The organism is Actinocorallia populi, assembly GCF_002995495.1.
GTDB lineage: Bacteria > Actinomycetota > Actinomycetes > Streptosporangiales > Streptosporangiaceae > Actinocorallia > Actinocorallia populi.
In genome coordinates this window covers 816519-838661 of sequence record NZ_PVZV01000001.1, presented here as the reverse complement: position 1 = coordinate 838661, position 22143 = coordinate 816519, and the positions used below count along the sequence as shown (strand labels likewise).

Below are 22143 nucleotides of genomic sequence, written 5' to 3'. Positions count from 1 at the left end.
ATTATTCACGCGAAGGACCTGTCTCTGAGCAGCTTGGCGGCGACCTTGGGATCGGTGGGCCCTTCACCATACGCCGGGCAGTCCGGCGCCACCGGGCAGACCCCGCAGGCGGGCCGGCGGGCGTGGCAGCGCCGCCGCCCGTGCCAGATCAGCCGGTGCGAGAGCATCGTCCAGTCCCGCTTCTCGAACAGCTTCGCGATCTCCTGCTCGACCTTCTCCGGATCCTCCTCGGCCGTCCAGCCGAAACGGCGCACCACCCGGCCGAAGTGGGTGTCCACCGTCAGGCCCGGCACCCCGAAGGCGTTCCCGAGCACCACGTTCGCCGTCTTGCGGCCGACCCCCGGCAGCGTCACGAGGTCCTCGAGCCGCCCCGGCACCTGGCCTCCGAAGCGGTCGCGCAGCCCCACCGACAACCCGATGATCGACTTGGTCTTCGCCCGGAAGAAACCGGTGGGACGGATCAGCTCCTCGACCTCCTCCGGATCCGCCGCGGCCAGGTCCTCGGGCGTCGGGTACCTGGCGAACAGCGCCGGAGTGGTCAGGTTCACCCGCGAGTCCGTCGTCTGCGCCGACAGCACGGTGGCCACCAGCAACTGGAAGGAGTTCGCGAAGTTCAGCTCGCAGTGCGCGTCCGGGTAGGTCTCCGCCAGCACCCGGTCCATCCGCCGGGCCCGCCGCACCAGCCCCAGCCTGGTCTCCGGCTTCCGCCGCCGAGCCCTCCCCGCAACTCCCGCCTTCACCGCCATCCCTTCAGATTAGAGGCTCGGCCTTCATGCTCTCCGCCTTTCCGGCACGGCCGCCGCCCGAAGGACGCCAGGACACCGCCGGACGGGGGCGTGCCCGATCTTCTAGATTGGTCGTCCACGCCGGAACCCGCTCGTCGTGTCCGGAGAGCGCTTGCCGTACCCGGGGAAGAGGAAGAACGTGTTGAGACGCCGCACGGTGCTGGGAGCCTTGCTGTCGGTGCCGTTCGCCGGAGCCTGCAGTGGCCCGGACGGTTCCCCGGCACCGGCGACGGCCCGTTCCTCCGCGCCCGTGGGCCCGGTGCCGAGCACCGCGGCCGTCCCGGACATGAGTGCGAGCGTCACGGCTCTGCGGCGTCTGGAGAAGCGCTTCGGGGTCCGTCTCGGACTGTGGGCGGCCGACACAGGCACAGGCCGGTCGCTCGGCCACCGACAGGACGAGCGGTTCGCGATGTGCTCGACCTTCAAGACCTACGCCGTCGCCGCGGTCCTGAAGGCCCACTCGTCGGACTCCGGCCTCCTCGGCCGCAGGATCCGCTTCACCCGGGCCGACCTGGTCCCGCACTCGCCCGTCACCGAGAATCGCGTGGACTCCGGGATGACGGTCGCCGAACTGTGCCATGCCGCCCTGCTCCAGAGCGACAACACCGCTTCCAACGAACTGCTCGACCTCCTGGGCGGCCCCTCCGCGGTGACCTCCTTCGCCCGCTCCATCGGCGACCCGGTCACCCGCCTGGACCGCCGCGAACCCGAACTCAACGACGTCACCCCCGGCTCCCTCCTGGACACCACCACCCCGGCCGGCATGGCCGCCGGCTACCGCGCCCTCCTCCTCGGCGAGGCCCTGGCGCAGGCCGAACGCGACCGGCTCACCCGCTGGATGCGGGCCAACCGCACCGGCCAGGACCGTATCCGCGCGGGCCTCCCCCGCGGCTGGACGGCCGCCGACAAGACCGGCACCGGCGAGTACGCCGCCGCCAACGACGTCGGAGTCGCCTGGTCCCCCGACGGCCGCCCCCTCGTCCTCGCCGTCTTCTCCGACAAACCCGCGAAGGACGGCACCCACGAGGACCGGGTCATCGCCGAAGCCACGAAGATCGCCGTCAGAGCCCTGTCCTGACCCCGTCCCCATCCCCGGCGCCGGACACGCCGCCACCACCCGAAGCCCACCCGAGACCTGCGCCCCTGCCGAAGGACGGGCCCCCGCGGCCCGCTGCCGTGGACCCGGCATCCGGCCTCCGCCGTTCGAACACGCCGCACCCGCAGGCACGGATCGGCGCCTGCGGGTGCGGCCATCGGCGGTCGTCAACCGTCGATCATCAGCGGTCGTCGGTCATCAGCCGTCGGTCATAGGACGTCAGCGGTCGTCAGCCATCGGTCATCGGCGGGCATCTCAGCCGTCGTCGACCGTCAGCCGTCGGTCGTCAACCATCGGTTATCGGCGGACGTCCCAACCGGCGGGCGTCGGCCGGCGGGCGTCGGCCCGTCGGCCGTCAGGCGGCGGAGAAGACCTTGACGAGGGTGTCGTTGAAGGACGGAAGGTCGTCGGGTTTGCGGCTGGTGACGAGGGTGTTGTCGCCCTTCTCGCAGACGACGACGGGCTCGTCGACCCAGGCGGCGCCGGCGTTGGACAGGTCGGTGTGGAGGCTCGGCCACGAGGTGAGGGTGCGGCCGCTGGCCTCGTGCGCCTCGATGAGCATCCAGGGCGCGTGGCAGATGGCCGCGACGGGCTTGCCGTCCCTGAAGAAACGCCGGACGAAGCGGACGGCCTCGGGATTCATGCGGAGCATGTCCGGGTTGGCGACGCCGCCGGGGAGCACCAGGGCGTCGTACTCGGCGACGTCGGCGGTGGCCAGCGGCATGTCGACCCGCTGCCGGTCGCCCTTGTCCAGGTGCTGGAAGAGCTGGGCCTCGGCGCCCGCCTTGTCGACCGGGGCGATGAGCACCGGCCTGCCGCCCGCGGCCTCCACCGCCCGCCACGGCTCCTGCAGCTCCACCTGTTCGGCGCCCTCGGCGGCGACCAGGAAGGCGATCACCTTTCCGCGCAGTTCGTTGGCCATGAGTTACTTACCTCCCAACAGGTCGAGGAGGTCGTCGGCGTGCTCCTCCTCCTCGGCCAGGATGTGTTCCATGATCCGCCGGGTGGTGACGTCGCCGTCACTGAGCCAGCGGATGATCTCCTGGTAGGACTCGATGACGATCCGCTCGGCCACGAGGTTGTCCTGCAGCATCCCGCGCAGGTCGCTCTCGGAGAACGTCTCGTATGTCGTGTGGGAGCGCTCCGCCAGCGTCGCCGGGTCGAAGTCGGGGCTGCCGCCGAGCTGGCTGATCCGCTCCGCGACCTGCATCGCGTGCTTGCGCTCCTCCTCGGCGTGCTCGTTGAACTCCGACACCACCTGGGCGCGGTCGATCCCCACCGCCGCGATCGCATGCTGGCTGTAGCGCATCCAGCAGACGATCTCGGTGGCCAGCACGTCGTTGAGCACGCCGATGACCTGGTCGGTGCTCCTGCCGTAGGACTCGGTCACCGGACCGCTGCTCATCTTCTCCCTGGCACGCTCGCGGATCGCGGTCACGTCAAGGCTGAAGCTGTTCTCCGCCATGTGAAATCCCCCCGATGAAACTGCCGATTCCCCCCGCGCGAATCGTTACGTTTTCCCCCTACCCATCGCACTACCCCATAACAACGAGAGGTGACGCGGCTCATCTCTCGTCGAGGCGCGACAGGAACTCCTGCGCCTTGGTCCTGAGCCCCTCCTTCAGCACGCCCCAGCGGTCCTCGTCGCCGCCCAGAAGCGCCCTGAGGGTGTCCTTCAACTGGTCGGACGTGGCGTGCGGCGGGATCGGCGGGACGTCGGGGTCGGTGCGCACGTCCAGCAGCGCGGGGCGGTCCGCGGCCAGCACCCTGTCCCAGGCGGGGCCGATCTGGTCGGGCCGGTCGACGGTGACGGCCAGCAGCCCGAGTCCCTCGGCGAAGGCCGCGTAGTCCATGTCCGGCAGCGTCTGCGACTGCGGGAACTTCGGCGCGCCCTGCATCGCGCGCATCTCCCACGTGACCTGGTTGAGGTCGTTGTTGTGCAGCACCGCGACGACGAGACGCGGATCCGCCCACGTGTGCCAGTAGTGCTTGACGGTCAGCAGCTCGGCCAGCCCGTTCATCTGCATCGCCCCGTCCCCGGCGAACGCGATGACCGGGCGTTCCGGCAGGCCGAACTTCGCGCCGATCCCGTACGGCACCCCCGCGCCCATCGTGGCCAGCGTCCCCGACAGCGAACCGCGCACCCGTCCCCGGAAACGCAGGTTGCGGGCGTACCAGTTGGCCGCCGATCCCGAGTCCGCCGTGACGATGGCGTTGTCGGGCAGCCGCGGCGACAGTTCGTGGAACAGCCTCATCGGGTTGACGGGGTCGGCGTCGACCATCGCCTCGCGCTGCATGGCCGCCCACCAGCGGGTGACTCCGGCTTCGATCTCCTCCCGCCAGGACCGGTCGGTCTTGCGGGTCAGCAGCGGGATCAGCGCCCGCAGCGTGACGGCGGCGTCCCCGACCACGTTCAGCTCGTACGGGTAGCGCATCCCGATCTGCTTGGGGTCGATGTCGATCTGCACCGCCCGTGCCTGGCCGTACTCCGGCAGGAACTGCGAGTACGGGAAGCTCGACCCCACGGTGAGGAGGGTGTCGCACCCGGTCATCAGCTCGTGGCTCGGACGCGTTCCCAGCAGCCCGATCGAGCCCGTCACGTACGGCAGCTCGTCGGAGAGGACGTCCTTGCCGAGCAGCGCCTTGGCCACTCCCGCGCCGAGCAGGTCCGCGACCTGCCGCAGCTCCTCGGCCGCGCCGCGCGCCCCCGCTCCGGCGAGGATCGCCACCTTGTGCCCCGCGTTCAGGATCTCCGCGGCCTGCCGCAGCGCCTTCTCGTCCGGCCCGACGGACGGACCGGCGACGCCGAGGCTGGACGGCACCATCTTGAACTCGTGCCCCGGCTTCACGTACTCCAGGTCCTGGACGTCGCCCGGAATGATGACGGCGGTGGGCACACGTTCGGCCATCGCGGTCCGGATCGCCCGGTCCAACACGTTCGGCAGCTGCTCGGGCACCGTCACCATCTGGACGTAGGCGCCCGCCACGTCCTTGAACAGCGACAGCAGATCGACCTCCTGCTGGTAGGAACCGCCTATCGCGGTCCGGTCGGTCTGCCCGACGATCGCCACGACCGGAACGCGGTCGAGCCTGGCGTCGTACAACCCGTTCAGCAGATGGATCCCGCCCGGCCCGGACGTCGCCGCGCACACTCCCAGCCGTCCGGTGAACTTCGCGTACCCGACGGCTTCGAACGCGCACATCTCCTCGTGCCTGGCCTGCACGAACATCGGGCGGTCCCCCGCCCTTCCCCACGCCGCGAGCAGCCCGTTGATCCCGTCTCCCGGATAGGCGAAGACATGCTCCACCCCCCACTCCCGAAGCCGCGCCAACAGGAAATCGGCGACTTTCATGAGTCCCCCGCCTTCCGACAACCCTCGCGTTCCGCCTACCCGCCTCCCACCGCCCCACCCGCCACGGGCATGCAAAGAACCCGTCCGTCCCCCGCCGTGCCATGATGCGGGAGCCGGTGCGAGCCCGGTGCGGCACCGCTGTGAGCGGGGAGCCGAGAGCCAGGAGACCCCTTGTTCGCGCCCTCCCACGCGTCGGAGCGGGTCTCCCGAGAGAGGAGCGGCGACGCCGATGCCACTCGGCCTTCGTGAAGTCATCGACGACGTCTCCGCGGTCGGCGGCTTCTTCCATCTCTCCTCGGGTCCCGGCGACGCCTCCTGGCGTCCGCTGGCGGAGCTTTTCACCGACAGGGCCGCACTGGAGGAGCGGCTGGCCCGCACCCTCGGCCTCCTCGAGATCGACGAGCCCCGCGTCGCGGCGTCTCTCATCCAGATGGGCTTCGCCTCCCGCCTGTGGTCGCCCGTCGTCGGCGCGGCCGTCCTGCACGGCCGGGTCCTGGAATGGACTCCCGACAGCCTCCGAGGACAGGCCGTCCCCACCGGCCCCCTCCCGCTCCGGCTCCCTTCTCCGAAGGTACGCCCGGCCGGCGACGATCCCGCCGCCGTCATCCACAGGGACGTCACCGCCCTCCTGGAGTCCCTGGCCGTCCCGCTCCAGCGGCTGGTCAAGATCCCCACCCGGCTCCTGTGGGACAACGCCGCCTCGGCCCTCGCCGGGACCACCCTGGTCCTCGCCCTCCAGCGGCCCGAGCACGCCGCCGACGCCATCGCCCTGGCCCGCCGCATCCTCGCCCTGCCCCCGTTCGAGGCCGCCCACCGGCTCACCGAACCCGTCCCCGGCCGCCCCTCCTTCACCCGCGCCGCCTGCTGCCTCTACTACCGCGTCCCCGGCAGCGGCAAGTGCGGCGACTGCGCGCTCCGCTCCTGACGTTCACCGGAACACCGCGGCAGGTGTAAATCCGTGGACCGGTTCCGGGCTGACGGCTAGGGTCGGCGGCATGTGCGCATCCACGGCCGCCATGACGAGGACCCGCCGCCCGTAGCGGCGGAACGTCCCTTCCTCTGATGCTCCGCCGCTTCCGCGAATCCTCGCCGAGCGGCCTCCAGGGCTGCCCGGCTCGCTTCGAAGCCGTGGAGATCCTGTGCACACCCAGCGCCCTGGCCGGCATGAGCTCGGCCAGAACTTCCTCATCGACCGGAACGTCATCGACGCCTTCGTCGGGCTCGTCGCCGCGACCGAAGGGCCGATCATCGAGATCGGCCCCGGAGACGGCGCGCTGACCCTGCCGATGCGTCGCCTGGGCAGGCCGCTGACCGGCGTCGAGATCGACGGGCGGCAGGCCCGGCGGCTCGCGCGCCGACTCGGCCCGCCTGCGGAGGTCGTCCACGCGGACTTCCTGCGCCATCCCCTTCCCGCCACACCCCACGTGCTGGCCGGGAACCTGCCCTTCCACCAGACCACCGTGATGCTCCGCCGCATCCTCGACGCTCCCGGCTGGACCGACGCCGTCCTGATCACCCAGTGGGAGGTGGCGCGGCGCCGCGCGGGAGTGGGCGGCGCGAGCATGATGACGGCGCAGTGGTGGCCGTGGTTCGAGTTCCGGCTCCACCAGCGGGTGCCGTCCTCGGCGTTCCGGCCGCGGCCCGGCGTCGACGGCGGGCTGCTGACCGCCACCCGGAGACGGCTTCCTCTCGTGCAGCCGCGGGCACGCGGGCGGTACCAGGACGTCGTCCGGCGCGTGTTCACGGGCCGTGGACGGGGCATCGCGGAGATCCTCACCGCGATGCCGGAGATGTCCCGCCACCAGGCTCTGCAGTGGACGCGGCGGCACGGGGTGGCGCCGTCCGCCCTGCCCAAGGTCCTCGTGGCCGAGCAGTGGGCCGACCTGTTCCTGCGCCACTTCCCTCCGGCGCGGGACGCTGCCCTGCCGGGGAGAAGGCGGGGTCTTACATGACGCATTTTCCAGGGATATCACTTGGTTGCCTGGCAAATACGGGGCATCATCGGCATTGATCCTTGCATCTGCGGCAGGTAGATTCGTCGGGTGACAGAGTTCCGGATCAGTGAGGCGGCCGAGTTGCTCGGGGTCAGCCCGGACACCGTGCGGCGCTGGGTGGACGGCGGGCGGCTGGCCGCCGGGCGGGACTCCCACGGGCACCGCCTGATCGACGGCGGGGAGCTCGCGGCGTTCGCGCGGGCGCAGGTGGACTCCGGCGGCGAGGGGCGCTCGTCGGCGCGCAACCGGTTCCGGGGCATCGTGACCGAGGTCCGCAGGGACACGGTCATGGCGCAGGTCGAACTGGCCGCCGGGCCGTTCCGTGTCGTGTCGCTGATGAGCAGGCAGGCCGCCGACGAGCTGGGGCTCGAACCGGGCGTGCTGGCCGTGGCGGTGATCAAGTCCACGAACGTCGTCGTGGAGGTCCCCGAATGAGGCGGTCCCCGGGGCCACGGCGGTTGTGCGCGCTCTTCCTGCTCCTTTCGGCGGTCCTGACGGGCTGCTCGCCGGGCGACGAGGCGTCCGAGACGGTCACGGTGTTCGCGGCCGCCTCGCTCACCGAGACGTTCACCCGGCTCGGCGGGGAGTTCGAGGACGGCAATCCCGGCGTCGAGGTGCGGTTCAACTTCGGCTCCAGCGCCACCCTCGCCCAGCAGCTCGTCCAAGGTGCGCCCGCGGACGTCTTCGCCTCGGCCAGCCAGGCCACGATGCGGACCGCCACCGACGCCTCGCTCGCGGCCGGGAAACCCGCCGTCTTCGCCCGCAACCGGCTGGAGATCGCCGTCCCCGCGAACGGCTCCAGCAAGGTCTCCGGGCTCGCGGACCTCGCGGACCCGGACGTCAAGGTCGCGCTCTGCGCCGAACAGGTCCCGTGCGGCGCCGCCGCGGCCGAGGCGCTGGCCGCCGCCGGTCTCGACGTCACCCCCGTCACGCTGGAACAGGACGTCAAGGCCACCCTCACCAAGCTGACCCTCGGCGAGGTCGACGCCGCGCTCGTCTACCGGACGGACATCCGCGCGGCGGGCGGCAGGGTCAGGGGCATCGCCTTCCCCGAAGCCGGTCAGGCCGTCAACGACTACCCGATCGTCGCGCTCGAGAAGGCACCTTCCCCCGGCGCGGCCTCCGAATTCGTCGCGTTCGTGCTGTCGCAGCGGGCGCGGGACGTGTTCACCGAAGCCGGATTCGAAGCCCCGTGAGCGTGCGGAGCCGCGTCCCCTGGATGCTGGCCCTTCCCGCCGCGGCGGGACTGGCCTTCCTCGTCCTGCCGCTGGCCGGGCTGCTCGTCCGCACCCCCTGGTCGACCCTGCCCGCCCGGCTCGCCGAACCCCGGGTCCTGGAGGCGCTGCGCCTCTCCCTGGGGACGGCCACCCTGGCCACCGCCGTCTGCCTGCTGCTGGGCGTGCCCCTCGCCTGGGTCCTGGCCCGCGCCGAGTTCCCCGGCCGCCGCCTCGCCCGCGCCCTGATCACCGTCCCGCTCGTCCTGCCCCCGGTCGTGGGCGGTGTCGCGCTCCTGCTGGTCCTGGGCCGCAACGGTCTGATCGGCCGCCACCTGGACGCCTGGTTCGGCCTCACCTTCCCCTTCACCACCACCGGCGTCGTCCTCGCCCAGATCTTCGTCGCCCTCCCCTTCCTCGTGATCAGCGTCGAGGGCGCCCTGCGCGCCTCCGACCCCCGCTACGAGGAGGCCGCCGCCACCCTCGGCGCCTCCCGCTGGACCGTCTTCCGCCGCGTCACCCTCCCCCTGGTGGCCCCCGGCGTCCTCGCCGGCGCCGTCCTCTGCTGGTCCCGCGCCCTGGGCGAGTTCGGCGCCACCATCACCTTCGCCGGCAACTTCCCCGGCCGCACCCAGACCATGCCCCTCGCCGTCTACCTGGCCCTGGAGACCGACCCCGAAGCCGCCCTGGTCCTCAGCCTCGTCCTGCTGGCCGTCTCCCTCACCGTCCTGGTCACCCTCCGGGACCGCTGGCTCCCCTGACCCGTCCCGAGGAGGAGGAAACATGACGGAACGGACGTCTCCCCGTCCCGAGGAGGAACGACACGCCGGAGAACCGGCGCCGTGGGCCGAACCCGAGGAGAAGGAACGCACCGGAGAGCGAACGACGGACCGAGCCAGGCAGAACGAACACGTCGGGGAACAGGCGCCTGGCCGGACCGAGGAAGCACGAACACGGCGAAGACCGAACCACGGGCCACGTCGAGAAAAAACGAACACGCCGGAGAGCGGACCCCTGGTCGTGCATCCGGTCGGACGGCGGCTGAAGGCGGAAGAACGAGGACTTCGGGCGACGGAAGGAGGAGGGACATGGGGCTGACGGCTCGGCTGGGTGTGCGGCGGGACGGGTTCCGGGTGGACGTGGAGTTCGAGGTGGGCGCCGGGGAGATCGTGGGGCTGCTCGGGCCGAACGGGGCGGGGAAGACGACGGTGCTGCGGGCGCTGGCGGGGCTGGTCCGGCTGGAGGAGGGGCGGATCGAGCTGGACGGGGAGCGCCTGGAGCGGCTGCCCGCGGAGGAGCGGCCGGTGGGGATGGTGTTCCAGGACTACCTGCTGTTCCCGCATCTTTCGGTGGTGGAGAACGTGGCGTTCGGGCCCCGGTGCGGGGGGACTCCGGCGCGGGAGGCGCGGCGGGCGGCGGCGGGGTGGCTCGAACGGGTGGGGATGGGCGGGCACGGGAAGGCGAGGCCGCGCGAGTTGTCGGGCGGGCAGGCGCAGCGGGTCGCCCTGGCGCGGGCGCTGGCCGTGGAGCCGAAGCTGCTCCTGCTGGACGAACCCCTGGCCGCGCTGGACGCGCGGACGCGGCTCGAGGTCCGGTCGGGCCTGCGGCGGCACCTGGCGGACTTCGCGGGGGCGGCGCTGCTGGTCACCCATGACCCGCTCGACGCGATGGTGCTCTGCGACCGGCTGATCGTGATCGAGGCGGGCCGGATCGTCCAGGAGGGCACGCCCGCCGAGGTCGCCCGGCGCCCCCGCACCGACTACGTCGCCCGCCTCGTCGGCCTCAACCTCTACCGCGGCACCGGCCACGGCCGCCGCGTCACCCTGACCGGCACGGCGCCGCCCGGCGTCATGCCCGACGGCACGACGCCCGACGGCACGGCACCCGGCGGCGACATGACGTCCAGCGACGGCACTACAGGCTGCGGCGGCACGGCACCCGGCAACGGCACGGCGGACCGCGACGGCGTGCCCCCCGACGGCGACACGACGTCCAGTGGCGGCACGGCACCCGGCGACGGCACGGCGGACTGCGACGGCGTGCCGTCCGGCGGCGCGGGGGACGGGCTGGAGCTGGACGTGGCCGAGGAGACCGAGGGGCCGGTGTTCGTCGCTTTTCCTCCGGCGGCCGTCGCGCTCCGCCGCGAGCGTCCCGGCGGTGTCCCGGGCAACCTGTGGCGTTCCGTGGTCGAGGGCGTGGAGCAGCAGGGCGACCGCGTCCGGATCCAGCTGGACGGGCCGTTGCGCGTCCTGGCGGACGTCCCTCCGGCGGAGGTGGCGGAGCTGGCTCCGGACCCCGGTGCCGAGGTCTGGGTCTCGGTGCAGAGCACGGAGATCCGCACCTATCCCGTCTGACCTCACCAGACCGCGCAGACCGTTGTGTGACAGCCGTAACGTGCCGTTACCGACCGATGTCACATGGCGGTAACGAGAAGTTCCTACCTTGCTAGACGTGACTTCTACCAGCGTGAAGACCGTCTGCGCGTACTGCGGGGTCGGCTGCGGGATGGTGCTCGAAGTCCAGGACGGCAAGGTCGTCAGGGCCTCGGGGGACAGGACGCATCCGGCGAACTTCGGCAGGCTGTGCACCAAGGGCGCGACCACCGCCGAGATGCTCGCCGCGCCGGGGCGGCTGTCCACCGCCCTGCGGCGCGCCGACGGCGGCCCCGAGCGGCTGGACGTCGACGCCGCGATCACCGAGACCGCCCGGCGGTTCCGCGCGGTCCTGGACGAGCACGGCCCGGACGCGCTGGCCTTCTACGTCTCGGGGCAGATGTCACTGGAGGCCCAGTACCTGGTCAACAAGCTGGCCAAGGGCTTCGTCCGCACCAACCGGATCGAGTCCAACTCGCGGTTGTGCATGGCCGGCGCGGGCACCGGCTACAAGCTCTCGCTGGGCGCGGACGGGCCGCCCGGCTCCTACCAGGACTTCGAGCACGCCGACGTCTTCCTCGTCATCGGTTCGAACATGGCCGACTGCCATCCGGTCCTCTTCCTCCGCATGATGGAACGGGTCAAGGCGGGCGCGAAACTGATCGTCGTCGACCCTCGCCGCACCGCCACCGCGGCCAAGGCCGACCTGTTCCTCCAGGTCGAGCCTGGCACGGATCTCGCCCTTCTGAACGGCCTCCTCCACCTGCTTGTGGACAACCGGTGGATCGACGAGGAGTTCATCGCCGCGCACACCGAAGGCTGGGAGGCGATGCCCGACTTCCTGGCGGACTACACGCCCGAGACCGTCGAGAAGATCACCGGGATCCCCGAGGAGGACCTCCGCGAGGCCGCCCGCCTCATCGGCGAGGCCGGCTCCTGGATGTCCTGCTGGACGATGGGCCTCAACCAGTCCACGCACGGCACCTGGAACACCAACGCCCTGATCAACCTGCACCTGGCCACCGGCGCGATCTGCCGTCCCGGCAGCGGCCCGTTCTCCCTCACCGGCCAGCCGAACGCCATGGGCGGTCGTGAGATGGGTTACATGGGACCCGGCCTGCCCGGCCAGCGCAGCGTCCTGTCCGACGCCGACCGGAGCTTCACCGAGGACGTGTGGGGGCTGCCCGAAGGCACCCTGCGCACGGAGACCGGCAAGGGCACGATCGAGATGTTCGAGCGGCTCGCCGACGGCACGGTCAAGGCCTGCTGGATCATCTGCACCAATCCGGTCGCCTCGGTCGCCAACCGGAGGACGGTCATCGAGGGTCTGGAGGCCGCCGAGTTCGTGGTCGTCCAGGACTCCTTCGCCGACACCGAGACCAACGCGTACGCCGATCTCGTCCTGCCCGCCGCCCTGTGGACGGAGGGGGACGGCGTGATGGTCAACTCCGAGCGGAACCTGACGCTGGCCCGCAAGGCCGTCGAGCCGCCCGGCCAGGCGCTGCCCGACTGGCTGCTCATCGCCCGCGTCGCCTGTGAGATGGGTTACGCCGACGCCTTCTCCTACGCCTCCGCGGAGGAGATCTTCGAGGAGATCAAGCGTTTCGCCAACCCCGCCACCGGCTGGGACCTGCGCGGCGTCACCTACGACCGGCTGAAGGAGACGCCCGTCCAGTGGCCCGCGCCCGCGCCGGACGGGGACGACCGCAACCCCGTCCGCTACCGCGACGGCGACGGCCTGCGCTTCGCCACGCCCAGCGGCAGGGCGGTCTTCTTCCCCCGCCCGCACATGGCCCCCGCGGAGCTGCCGGACGACGACTACCCGTTCGTCCTCAACACCGGCCGCCTCCAGCACCAGTGGCACACCCTCACCAAGACCGGCAAGGTCGGCAAGCTCAACAGGCTCGATCCCGGCCCGTTCGTCGAGATCCATCCGGCGGACGCCGCCGCCCTCGGCGTCTCCGAGGGCGATCAGGTGGAGATCGCCTCCCGCAGGGGCCGCGCCGTGCTGCCCGCCGTGGTCTCCGACCGCGTGCTCCCGGGCGGGTGTTTCGCGCCCTTCCATTGGAACGATCTGTTCGGCGAGTACCTGAGCATCAACGCCGTCACCAGCGACGCCGTGGACCCGCTCTCCTTCCAGCCCGAGCTGAAGGTCTGCGCCGTCTCCCTCACCAGGGTCGCCGTCCCCGCCGAAACGAACGTCCTCGACCTGGCGGATCCGGCTCCTCCCGTGCTGAGCGAGCGGGAGAAGCGGTATCTGGGCGGCTTCCTCGCCGGCCTGAAGGTGTCGCCTCCCGCGCCCGGCGAGCTGCCCGTCCTCCCGCCGGACGCGCCTTTCGCCCCCGATCACATCCTGTGGATCAACGGGATGCTCGCCGGAATCCACTCGCGGACGCAGCCCGCGACCGCCGCCCCGGCCGCTTCCAATACCCCTGAAACTCTCATCTTGTGGGCATCTCAGACAGGCAACGCCGAGGAATTCGCCGTCACAGCCGCTCAGAGACTCTCAGAGGCGAGCAAACGGGCCACCCTGATCAACATGGACGAGACGTCCCCTCAGGCCCTTGTAGCGGCCTCTGAGGTCCTGGTCATCACCAGCACGTTCGGAGACGGGGACGCCCCCGACAACGGAACAGGCTTCTGGGAGTCCCTGACGGCCCTCGATGCACCCCGCCTGAACGGCGTCCGGTACTCCGTTCTGGCCCTCGGCGACTCCAATTACGACGATTTCTGCGGCCATGGACGACGCTTGGACGCCCGCCTGGACGAGCTTGGCGCCATCCGGCTCGCTCCCCGCGTCGACTGCGAACCCGACTACGAGCCTCCCGCCCACCAGTGGCTGGAGCAGGTCATCCAGGCGATGGACGGAAGCGCGAAGAAGGCCGCCCCCGCACATCCCCCCAGGCCCAAGAACGCCCCCGTGACCGCGCTCCTGAAGGGTAACCAGCTGCTCAGCCGGCCCGGCGCGACCAAGGAAGTCCGCGAATTCACCTTCGACCTCACCGGTACGGGCCTCATCTACGAGGTCGGCGACGCCCTGAGCATCCGGCCCCGGAACTGCCCGGACGTGGTGGAAGAGTGGCTGAAGCTCACCCGCATGGACCCCGCCATCGACCTGGCGGAGCACGACCTCACCCGGATCACGCCCGCCCTGCTGCGCTTCCTGGCCGACCGTACGGACGACCGCCTGCTGCGCAAACTGCTGCGCCCCGACAACAAGAACGAGCTCGCCCAGTGGAGCTGGGGCCGCCAAGCGGTGGACGTGGTGGCGGAGTTCCCCGTCGAGGCGACCTCCGAGGAGTGGCTTTCGGTGCTGAAGCGGCTCGCCCCGCGCAGTTACTCGATCTCCTCCAGCCCCCTGACGAACCCGGACGAGCTCCGCCTGACTGTCTCGGTCGTGCGGTTCGAGAACCCGCACGGCAGGACGCGCAAGGGCGTGGCCTCCACCTTTCTCGCCGACTCCGCCCCCGGCACCCCGGTCCCGGTGTCCGTCCAGCGCTCCCCGCACTTCCGGCCGCCCGCGGACCCGTCCACAGCGATGATCATGGTCGGCCCCGGCACCGGCGTCGCCCCCTTCCTGGGCTTCCTGGACGAACGCCTCGCCCAGGGCGCGCGCGGGAAGAACTGGCTCTTCTTCGGCGAGCAGCGCGAGGCCACGGACTTCTACCACCGGGAGAGACTGGAGTCACTCCGCGATGACGGCTTCCTCACCCGCCTCGACCTGGCCTTCTCCCGGGACCGGCGCGCCAAGGTCTACGTCCAGGACCGCATGCGCGAGCACGGCGCCCGCCTGTGGGACTGGCTGCGGGAGGGCGCCCACTTCTACGTCTGCGGCGACGCGGCCCGGATGGCCGGGGACGTCGAGCGCGCCCTGACCGAGATCGCGACGCTCCACGGGGGCCTCACCCCGGAAGCTGCCGTCCAGTTTGTCAAGAAAATGGCGTCAAACAAGCGATACGTGCGCGATGTGTACTGAAGTTACGCTTTAGTAAACTACTTACCGGGATGCTGGCGTCGAAGCGCGTCAGTCCATCGGTAAAGTCAGGCTCGGCGCGCCAGGGCCCCACGTTCACCAGCTCGGTGCGAGGTGCGTCACACTGGGCATATAAGTGTTCGGGAGGAGAAAAGGCGTGTCGGATCGCGACATCGAAGTACTCAACAAGGCCCCGCTTTTCGAAGCACTCGACGACCAGGCCACCAAGGCGCTGCGCGCTCATGTGAGCGAGGTGCGGCTGGCCCGCGGTCAGAGCCTGTTCCACGAGGGCGACACCGGCGACCGGCTGTACGTCGTGCTCGAGGGCAAGATCAAGCTGACCCGGATGGCTCCGGACGGCCGGGAGAACCTGCTCAGCGTGCTAGGCCCCGGTGAGATGTTCGGCGAGTTGTCCCTCTTCGACCCCCGGCCGCGGACGGCCGGCGCGATCGCCGTGACCGAGTGCCGCCTGGCCGGACTGGGACACGACGAGCTGCGCCCGTTCCTCACCGCGCACCCGGAGGTCGGCGTCGCCCTCCTCCAGGCGCTGTCGGAGCGGCTGCGCAAGACCAACGAGGTGATGGCCGACCTGGTCTTCACCGACGTCCCGGGCCGCGTGGCCAAGGCGCTGCTGGACCTGGCCGAGCGTTTCGGCCAGCCGGGCGACAACGGCCTCCACGTTCACCACGACCTCACCCAGGAGGAGCTCGCCCAGCTCGTCGGCGCCTCCCGGGAGACCGTCAACAAGGCGCTGGCCGACTTCGCGGCCCGCGGCTGGTTGCGCATCGAGGCGCGCGCCGTGGTCATCCTCGACATCGAGCGCCTCCGCAAGCGCTCCAAGTAGCCCCCTCAGGGAGACTCCCCGACGGCCGCCCGGCCAGCGACTCCCCGCCGCTGGCCCGGCCCTGCCGCCCCTCGCCTCGAGCCCCCGCACCCGAGGCCGCTTCCCCCTGCCCGCCCACGCCCGGCGATCACCGCCGGAAGGACGAACACGGAGGCCGGCGCCGTCCCGAGAGACGTGGACGTCAACGGGTCCACGCGGCCATGACCGAAGGCATCGCAGCGGATCCACCTGAGACGAACGCGCTACGAAGCGGGCCTCGACCCCCGAGGAAGAACGCGGAAACCGGGATCCGGCCGCTCAGGAGCGGCTGCGGAGATACTCGATCTGGGCCTGGACGGACCACTCGGCGGCGGGCCACAGGGCCTTGTCGACGTCGGCGTAGACGATCTCGACGACCTCGCGGGGGGTCTCGGCTCCGGCGTCCATGGCGGCCCGGACCTGCTGGAGGCGGGCGCGGCGGTGGGTGATGTAGGTGTTCAGGGCCTTGACCGGGTCCTCCAGGACAGGGCCGTGGCCGGGGAGGATGCGGCTCACGCCGTTCTCCTCCGCGTGGGCGCGGAGCTTGTCCAGGGAGTCCAGGTAGTCGCCGAGATCGCTGACGATCGTGGTGCCGTAGCCCAGGACGGTGTCCCCGGTGAGGACGGCCTGGTCGCCGGGCAGCCAGAAGGACAACGAGTCGTCGGTGTGGCCGGGGGTGCCCCAGACCCGGATCTCCAGGCCGCCGACCTCCACGACGTCGCCCTCCCTGAGCCCCTCGCCGCCGTAGCGGTGCAGCGGGTCCAGGGCGCGGACGGGCGCCTTGGCCAGCCACCCGAACCTCCGCGCTCCCGCGGCGTGGTCGTGGTGGCCGTGCGTGAGCAGGACCTGGCCGACCTCCATGCCGCGCTCCCGGACGGTCCGCAGCACCTTGCGCAGGTGCAGACCGTCCTTGGGACCGGGGTCGACCACGACGGCACGGCGCGCGCCCGGCTCGGCGAGGATCCAGGTGTTCGTCCCCTCCAGGGTCATCGGTGAGGGGTTGGGGGCGAGCACGGCCGAGGCCCGCTCCGTCCCCCCGATCCGCACCGGGGGGAGCTTGCGGGCCGCCAGCCGTCCGGGCAGCCCGCCGTGCGACCCCAGCATCACCAGGGCGGCGGCGGGGTCGGCCAGGAACTGCCTCGCCATCTTGAGTTCACGCAGTGAAATACCCATCAGGCCCCATACCGGTGCTCGGCTTCCTCTGGGAGCACAAGATACGGAACCCCGTCGACGATCTTGGCGGTGGGCTGGTGCGCGGCGAACTTCCGCTGGTGGGCGAGCACTTCGGCGACCGAGCCGAACGTCGCGAGATCGTTCAGCATCGCCATCGTCGGCGGGAGCATCGCCATCTCCCCCGCCTTCACCTGGTCCAGCGCGTCCTGCGGCCGGATCCACACCACGGTGTCGGCCTCGGTGCTGACGTCCAGCGCCCGCTGCCCCTCGGGCAGCGCGGCGACGAAGAACCGGGTGTCGTAGCGCTTGAGCTCGACGGTCGGGGTGATCCAGTGCCCCCACGGGCGCAGCAGGTCGGCCCGCAGGACCAGCCCGCGGGCGTCCAGGAAGCCCGCCAGCGACTGGCTGCGGTCCAGCAGCGCCAGCCGGTCGGCCTCGAACGGGGCGGTGTCCTTGACGATCTCGTCCCGGGAGGGGCCCGCCAGCAGGACGTGCGCCTCCTCGAACGTCTCCCGGACGGCCGCGCAGACCAGCTCCCGCGCCAGCTTCGCGTCGGCGCCGAAGGACTCCCCCCAGGACTCCCAGTCGGCGCCGGGCTGGTCGTACTCGGAGTCCCTCGGGTCCACCCCGCCGCCGGGGAAGACGTACGCCCCGGGCGCGAACGCCATGGAGGAGGTCCGGCGGAGCATGAAGACCTCGAGCCGGCCACCCCGGTCCCGCAGCAGCATCACGGTGGAGGCGTGCCTGAGGGCCGGGGGCTGCCTGCGGCCGGCTTCGAAATCCTGGATGCGTTCCAGGAACTCGTCGGGAAGTCTGAGTCCGTTCATCCGGTCAATGTGTGTGCAATGCACCTGATAAGTCAAGAATCACTGGCTCACCTGATCTCGGCGAGCAGCTCCACCTCGACCGGCGAGTCCAGCGGCAGGACCGCGACGCCGACGGCGCTGCGCGCGTGCGTCCCGGCCTCGCCGAACGCCCTGCCCAGCAGCTCGCTGGCCCCGTTGACGACGGCGGGCTGGGCGGTGAAGTCCGGCGCGCTCGCCACGAACCCGACGACCTTGACGATCCGCACGACGTCGTCGAGGTCCACCTGGGTGCCCAGCGCCGCGATCGCGTTCAGCGCGCAGAGCTCGGCCAGTTCGACCGCCCGCTCCAGGCTCACCTCCGCGCCGACCTTGCCGGTCGCGGGCAGCCTGCCGTCCACGAAGGGCAGCTGGCCGGAGGTGTGGACGTACCGCCCGCTGCGGACGGCCGGCACGTAGGCCGCCACCGGCTTGGCCACCTCCGGGAGCTCCAGACCGAGCTCCCGCAGCCGCGCCGCGACCGCGCTCATGCCAGCGGCCGCTTGAAGTAGGCGACGAGCGAGTCGCCGCCCTGCGGTCCGGGGACCACCTGGACCAGCTCCCAGCCGTCCTGGCCCCAGTTGTCGAGAATCTGCTTCGTCGCGTGGATCAGCAGAGGTGCTGTCGCGTACTCCCACTTGGTCATGGACCCAGCGTAGAAGATCCGCGGCCTACAGTTCCCGGGGGTTGTGGACGGCCGGGTCGGCCTCGGTGCCGGAAACCCCCGACTTTCCCTCCACTTCGGGCACGGACGGCAGGTTCTCGATCGCCTCCTCCAGCGCCGGGGGCTCCTCGATCACGGGCTTCTCGGGCCGCGCCTCGGCCTCCTCCGCGGCGCCCGAGGCCTTGTCGAAGAAGCGCAGCAGCTCCACCGGCAGCGGCATGATCAGCGTGCTGTTCTTCTCCGCCGCCACGTCGGTGACGGTCTGCAGCAGCCGCAACTGGAGCGAGGCGGGGTCCTTGGACAGCTCGTGCGCGGCGGCGGCCAGCCGCTTGGACGACTGGTACTCGCCGTCAGCGGTGATGATGCGGGCGCGGCGCTCCCGCTCGGCCTCGGCCTGGCGGGCCATCGAGCGCTTCATGCCCTCCGGCAGCGACACGTCCTTGATCTCGACGCGCTCGATCCGCACGCCCCACGGCCCCTCGGTCATCTCGTCGATGATCGCCCGCAGCTCGGTGTTGATCTTGTCGCGCTCGGCGAGCAGGTCCTGCATCTCCGCCTTGCCTATCACCGACCGCAACGACGTCTGCGCGACCTGGGAAACGGCGTACACGTAGTTCTGCACGTTCACGATCGCCTTGCCGGGGTCGATGACCCGGAAGTAGACGACCGCGTCGACCCGCACGGACACGTTGTCGGAGGTGATGCCGTCCTGGCCCGGGACGCCCATGGCCACGGTCTGCATGTTGACCTTCTGCAGCCGGTCGACGATCGGGACGATGAGCGTGAGGCCCGGGGTGCGCACGAGCGCCGGCCCCTGGGGCGCCTGCCTCTGGATCTGGCCGAACCGGAAGACCAGGCCGCGCTCCCATTCCTGGACCACCCGGACCCCCGTGGCGAGGGCGATCAGCAACAGGAAGACGAGGACTGCCAGCAGGATGACGAGTGCTTCCATGACGAGGGCCTCTCGTTGGCGACTGTGCCTCATATCAGACAGCGGTATGTCGGTTCCCGGTTCCACACTAGGCCGCGAAAAGCGAGTCAGGAATCACTTACCAACACCCGGGAGCTCTTTGCAGGGCGAACGATAGTCTCGAAGTGTGAGCGCGAAAGATACCGATTGGGACGGCGTACGGCTCCACGTTGTCACGGGCAAGGGCGGCACCGGAAAGACCACGGTGGCCGCCGCCCTGGCACTCGCACTCGCCGCGGGCGGCAAGAAGGTGCTGCTCGTGGAGGTCGAGGGGAGGCAGGGCATCGCCCAGCTCTTCGACGTGCCCCCGCTGCCCTACGAGGAACGCAAGGTCGCCGTCGCGCCCGACGGCGGCGAGGTCTTCGCCCTGGCCATCGACACCGAAGAGGCGCTCATCGAGTACCTCGAGATGTTCTACAACCTCCGGCGCGCCGGAAAGGCGCTGACGAAGCTCGGCGTCATCGACTTCGTCACCACCATCGCCCCCGGCCTGCGCGACGTGATCCTCACCGGCAAGGTGAGCGAGTCCGTGCGCCGCCGCGAGAAGAACGGCAAGTTCAAGTACGACGCCGTCGTCATGGACGCCCCGCCCACCGGGCGCATCAGCCAGTTCCTCAACGTCAGCGACGAGGTGTCGAACCTGGCCAAGGTCGGCCCCGTGCGCAACCACGGCGACCTCGTCATGAGCGTCATCCGCTCCCCCCAGACGGCCGTGCACTTCGTGACGCTGCTGGAGGAGATGCCCGTCCAGGAGACCCTGGACGGCATCCACGACCTGGGGGAGACCGGGATCGGCGTCGGCGCCGTCATCGTCAACATGGAGCGTCCGGCCGTCCTGTCCGCCGAGGGCCTGGCCGCGGCCGGGCGCGGTGAGCTCGACCAGGACGAGATCGTCCGCGGGCTCAAGGCGTCCGGGCTGGAGCAGCACGCCGGCGACTACGCCGCCGCGCTCGCCGCGGAGGCGGCCGAGCACGCCCTGCGCAACGCGCTGGAGCAGCGGGAGAAGGCGCGCATCACCCACGAGCCCCGCTACGACCTGCCGTTCCTGCCCCACGGCATGGACCTCGCCGGACTGTACGACCTCGCCCATGCCCTGCGCGACCAAGGAGCGGCGTGAAGAACTTCGACATCGACGCGCTGATCGACGACCGGCGCACCCGGATCATCGTGTGCTGCGGGGCCGGCGGCGTCGGCAAGACGACCACCGCGGCCTCCCTGGGCCTGCGCGCCGCCGACCGTGGGCGCGACGTGGTCGTCCTGACCGTCGACCCGGCCCGGCGGCTGGCCCAGTCGATGGGGCTGAGCGAGCTGGACAACAGCCCGCGCAGGATCGAGGGCGTCCGGGGCGACGGCGAGCTGCACGCGATGATGCTCGACATGAAGCGCACCTTCGACGAGATCATCGAGGCGCACTCCGACCCGGACCGGGCCAAGCTGATCCTGGCCAACCCCTTCTACCAGTCCCTGTCGTCGTCCTTCTCCGGGACGCAGGAGTACATGGCGATGGAGAAGCTCGGCCAGCTGCACCGCTCGAACGCCTGGGACCTCATCATCGTCGACACCCCTCCGTCGCGGAACGCCCTGGACTTCCTGGACGCCCCCGAGCGGATGGGCCGCTTCCTCGACGGGCGCTTCATCAAGCTGCTGCTCGCCCCCGCCAAGGCGGGCGGCCGGCTGGGCATGAAGGTGTTCTCCGCCGGTTTCAGCATGGTCACCAACGCCGTCACCAAGGTGCTGGGCGGCCAGCTCCTGAAGGACGTCTCGACGTTCGTGACCGCCTTCGACACCGTCTTCGGCGGCTTCCGCGAACGTGCGGAGAAGACGTACGAGCTGTTGAAGTCACCCGGTACGGCGTTCCTGGTGGTCGCCGCGCCGGAGCCGGACGCGCTGCGCGAGGCGTCGTACTTCGTCGACCGCCTGAAGTCCGAGCGCATGCCGCTGGCGGGTCTGGTCGTCAACCGGATGGCCCAGTCGAGCGCGAGCGGCCTCTCGTCCGCCCGCAGCCTGGCCGCCGCCGAGACGCTGGACGAGCGCGGCGACCACCCGCTCACCGCCTCGCTGCTGCGCCTGCACGCCGAGCGGATGCAGCTCGCCGCCCGGCAGGAGCGGTTGCGCGACCACTTCGCCTCGGCCAACCCGACGGTTCCGGTGACCACCGTCCGGGCGCAGGCGGAGGATGTGCACGATCTCGACGGACTGCGTCTGGTGGGCGATTCGCTGGCCACATCCGGCCAGGCGAAGGCGTGACATTTTAGACACGACACCCCCGGGGTACAGGTTGCGTACCCCGGGGGTGGTCATGTCTTCGCTCAGCTGGCGACCAGCTCGTCCTCGTCGGACGAGCGCTCGTACTCTTCCTTGGCGGTCTCCAGCAGCTCGCGCCACGAGGTGACGCCTGGTTTGCGGCGCAGTAGTGCCCGCCGCTCGCGCTCGGTCATGCCGCCCCAGACACCGAACTCGATCTTGTTGTCCAGTGCGTCGGCCAGGCACTCCGTCCGCACCGGGCAACCCCTGCAGATGAGCTTGGCGCGATTCTGGGCCGCGCCCTGAACGAACAGCGCGTCCGGGTCCGCGTTACGGCAGGCGGCACGGGCGGTCCAATCAGTGATCCACATCTTGGCCCCACTCCCCTAGGGTCTTGTGTAGTTGTGTGCGCTCCTTGGCCAGACGGGCGCGGACGTCAGGCCGCCAAACAAAAGCCGTGGGGAGAAACTTACGGAAGCCGGGGGAGTTTAAACAGTCCCCAGAGGGCCCATTCTCGATATAGCCCACAGAGGCCATGGCGGACATGGTGACTAGTCACTGCTACAGTGCTCAGTTTGCCGCGTAGCACGAGCCTACGCTG

Annotated in this window: 21 protein-coding genes; 11 read left to right on the top strand and 10 right to left on the bottom strand. The window is 70.8% G+C overall.

Annotated features, from left to right (window positions below):
- Positions 1-5 precede the first annotated feature (5 nt).
- Complete coding sequence (gene nth / locus C2865_RS04210) at positions 6-746, bottom strand: endonuclease III (protein ID WP_106396915.1); 741 nt, start codon at positions 744-746, stop codon at positions 6-8.
- Between the two features lie 178 nt (positions 747-924).
- Between nth and bla the strand changes: the two genes are divergently transcribed.
- Positions 925-1863 (top strand): class A beta-lactamase, encoded by a 939-nt coding sequence (bla, locus tag C2865_RS04205; protein WP_106396914.1) that lies wholly within the window; start codon positions 925-927, stop codon positions 1861-1863.
- Between the two features lie 373 nt (positions 1864-2236).
- Here bla and C2865_RS04200 read toward each other — a convergent pair whose 3' ends face one another.
- The 3 genes from C2865_RS04200 to C2865_RS04190 all read right to left on the bottom strand — a co-directional run bounded on the left by C2865_RS04200 (position 2237) and on the right by C2865_RS04190 (position 5234).
- Positions 2237-2803 carry a type 1 glutamine amidotransferase domain-containing protein gene (locus tag C2865_RS04200; protein WP_106396913.1) on the bottom strand — a complete coding sequence of 189 codons (567 nt, stop codon included), beginning with the start codon at positions 2801-2803 and terminating at the stop codon, positions 2237-2239.
- Between the two features lie 3 nt (positions 2804-2806).
- Entirely contained in the window at positions 2807-3346 is a 540-nt protein-coding gene (locus tag C2865_RS04195) for a ferritin-like domain-containing protein (RefSeq protein WP_106396912.1), read from the bottom strand.
- A gap of 100 nt (positions 3347-3446) precedes the next feature.
- The gene (locus C2865_RS04190; RefSeq protein ID WP_106396911.1) at positions 3447-5234 is read right to left on the bottom strand and encodes a thiamine pyrophosphate-requiring protein; all 1788 of its coding nucleotides are present in this window, start codon (positions 5232-5234) and stop codon (positions 3447-3449) included.
- A gap of 229 nt (positions 5235-5463) precedes the next feature.
- Between C2865_RS04190 and C2865_RS04185 the strand changes: the two genes are divergently transcribed.
- The 8 genes from C2865_RS04185 to C2865_RS04150 all read left to right on the top strand — a co-directional run bounded on the left by C2865_RS04185 (position 5464) and on the right by C2865_RS04150 (position 15631).
- Entirely contained in the window at positions 5464-6159 is a 696-nt protein-coding gene (locus C2865_RS04185) for a (2Fe-2S)-binding protein (protein ID WP_157963555.1), read from the top strand.
- A gap of 214 nt (positions 6160-6373) precedes the next feature.
- Positions 6374-7186: a 23S ribosomal RNA methyltransferase Erm gene (erm, locus tag C2865_RS04180; protein WP_106396909.1), complete on the top strand. Its 813-nt coding sequence runs from the start codon at positions 6374-6376 to the stop codon at positions 7184-7186.
- A 90-nt stretch (positions 7187-7276) separates the two neighbouring features.
- Positions 7277-7663: a TOBE domain-containing protein gene (locus C2865_RS04175; protein ID WP_106396908.1), complete on the top strand. Its 387-nt coding sequence runs from the start codon at positions 7277-7279 to the stop codon at positions 7661-7663.
- The gene (gene modA / locus C2865_RS04170; RefSeq protein ID WP_106396907.1) at positions 7660-8424 is read left to right on the top strand and encodes a molybdate ABC transporter substrate-binding protein; all 765 of its coding nucleotides are present in this window, start codon (positions 7660-7662) and stop codon (positions 8422-8424) included. The genes C2865_RS04175 and modA overlap by 4 nt, the downstream gene beginning before the upstream one ends.
- 23 nt (positions 8425-8447) lie before the next feature.
- Positions 8448-9203 (top strand): molybdate ABC transporter permease subunit, encoded by a 756-nt coding sequence (modB, locus tag C2865_RS04165; RefSeq protein ID WP_106396906.1) that lies wholly within the window; start codon positions 8448-8450, stop codon positions 9201-9203.
- Positions 9204-9530: 327 nt separating this feature from the next.
- Positions 9531-10796 carry an ABC transporter ATP-binding protein gene (locus C2865_RS40510; RefSeq protein WP_232835339.1) on the top strand — a complete coding sequence of 422 codons (1266 nt, stop codon included), beginning with the start codon at positions 9531-9533 and terminating at the stop codon, positions 10794-10796.
- 97 nt (positions 10797-10893) lie between these two features.
- Positions 10894-14790 carry a bifunctional nitrate reductase/sulfite reductase flavoprotein subunit alpha gene (locus C2865_RS04155; protein ID WP_232835338.1) on the top strand — a complete coding sequence of 1299 codons (3897 nt, stop codon included), beginning with the start codon at positions 10894-10896 and terminating at the stop codon, positions 14788-14790.
- Between the two features lie 154 nt (positions 14791-14944).
- Positions 14945-15631, top strand: coding sequence for a Crp/Fnr family transcriptional regulator (locus tag C2865_RS04150; protein ID WP_106396904.1), 687 nt, complete (start codon positions 14945-14947; stop codon positions 15629-15631).
- Between the two features lie 297 nt (positions 15632-15928).
- Here the strand turns inward: C2865_RS04150 and C2865_RS04145 are convergent, their stop codons facing one another.
- The 5 genes from C2865_RS04145 to C2865_RS04130 form a co-directional block, all read right to left on the bottom strand.
- The gene (locus C2865_RS04145) at positions 15929-16696 is read right to left on the bottom strand and encodes an MBL fold metallo-hydrolase (RefSeq protein WP_232835420.1); all 768 of its coding nucleotides are present in this window, start codon (positions 16694-16696) and stop codon (positions 15929-15931) included.
- Between the two features lie 125 nt (positions 16697-16821).
- Positions 16822-17649, bottom strand: coding sequence for an NUDIX hydrolase (locus C2865_RS04140; RefSeq protein ID WP_106396903.1), 828 nt, complete (start codon positions 17647-17649; stop codon positions 16822-16824).
- Between the two features lie 47 nt (positions 17650-17696).
- Complete coding sequence (locus C2865_RS04135; RefSeq protein WP_106396902.1) at positions 17697-18155, bottom strand: RidA family protein; 459 nt, start codon at positions 18153-18155, stop codon at positions 17697-17699.
- Entirely contained in the window at positions 18152-18310 is a 159-nt protein-coding gene (locus tag C2865_RS39225) for a Sp36 family protein (RefSeq protein ID WP_157963554.1), read from the bottom strand. The genes C2865_RS04135 and C2865_RS39225 overlap by 4 nt, the downstream gene beginning before the upstream one ends.
- A gap of 25 nt (positions 18311-18335) precedes the next feature.
- Positions 18336-19280 (bottom strand): slipin family protein, encoded by a 945-nt coding sequence (locus C2865_RS04130; RefSeq protein WP_106396901.1) that lies wholly within the window; start codon positions 19278-19280, stop codon positions 18336-18338.
- A 145-nt stretch (positions 19281-19425) separates the two neighbouring features.
- On the opposite strand from C2865_RS04130, the gene C2865_RS04125 reads away from it, so the two are divergent.
- A complete protein-coding gene (locus tag C2865_RS04125; protein WP_106396900.1) occupies positions 19426-20415 on the top strand; it encodes an ATPase BagA in 990 nt (329 codons plus the stop codon).
- Positions 20412-21545 (top strand): ATPase BagB, encoded by a 1134-nt coding sequence (locus tag C2865_RS04120; protein WP_106396899.1) that lies wholly within the window; start codon positions 20412-20414, stop codon positions 21543-21545. Before C2865_RS04125 ends, C2865_RS04120 begins: the two co-directional genes overlap by 4 nt.
- Positions 21546-21607: 62 nt before the next feature.
- On the opposite strand, the gene C2865_RS04115 is transcribed toward C2865_RS04120, so the two are convergent.
- A complete protein-coding gene (locus C2865_RS04115) occupies positions 21608-21913 on the bottom strand; it encodes a WhiB family transcriptional regulator (protein ID WP_106396898.1) in 306 nt (101 codons plus the stop codon).
- Between the last annotated feature and the right edge of the window lie 230 nt (positions 21914-22143).

Bases quoted from the DNA above. Each gene is read 5' to 3' on its own strand.
- nth (WP_106396915.1), bottom strand. From the start codon at position 746: ATGGCGGTGAAGGCGGGAGTTGCGGGGAGGGCTCGGCGGCGGAAGCCG.
- C2865_RS04200 (WP_106396913.1), bottom strand. From the start codon at position 2,803: ATGGCCAACGAACTGCGCGGAAAGGTGATCGCCTTCCTGGTCGCCGCC.
- C2865_RS04195 (WP_106396912.1), bottom strand. From the start codon at position 3,346: ATGGCGGAGAACAGCTTCAGCCTTGACGTGACCGCGATCCGCGAGCGT.
- C2865_RS04190 (WP_106396911.1), bottom strand. From the start codon at position 5,234: ATGAAAGTCGCCGATTTCCTGTTGGCGCGGCTTCGGGAGTGGGGGGTG.
- C2865_RS04185 (WP_157963555.1), top strand. From the start codon at position 5,464: ATGCCACTCGGCCTTCGTGAAGTCATCGACGACGTCTCCGCGGTCGGC.
- modA (WP_106396907.1), top strand. From the start codon at position 7,660: ATGAGGCGGTCCCCGGGGCCACGGCGGTTGTGCGCGCTCTTCCTGCTC.
- modB (WP_106396906.1), top strand. From the start codon at position 8,448: ATGCTGGCCCTTCCCGCCGCGGCGGGACTGGCCTTCCTCGTCCTGCCG.
- C2865_RS40510 (WP_232835339.1), top strand. From the start codon at position 9,531: ATGGGGCTGACGGCTCGGCTGGGTGTGCGGCGGGACGGGTTCCGGGTG.
- C2865_RS04140 (WP_106396903.1), bottom strand. From the start codon at position 17,649: ATGAACGGACTCAGACTTCCCGACGAGTTCCTGGAACGCATCCAGGAT.
- C2865_RS04135 (WP_106396902.1), bottom strand. From the start codon at position 18,155: ATGAGCGCGGTCGCGGCGCGGCTGCGGGAGCTCGGTCTGGAGCTCCCG.
- C2865_RS39225 (WP_157963554.1), bottom strand. From the start codon at position 18,310: ATGACCAAGTGGGAGTACGCGACAGCACCTCTGCTGATCCACGCGACG.
- C2865_RS04130 (WP_106396901.1), bottom strand. From the start codon at position 19,280: ATGGAAGCACTCGTCATCCTGCTGGCAGTCCTCGTCTTCCTGTTGCTG.
- C2865_RS04115 (WP_106396898.1), bottom strand. From the start codon at position 21,913: ATGTGGATCACTGATTGGACCGCCCGTGCCGCCTGCCGTAACGCGGAC.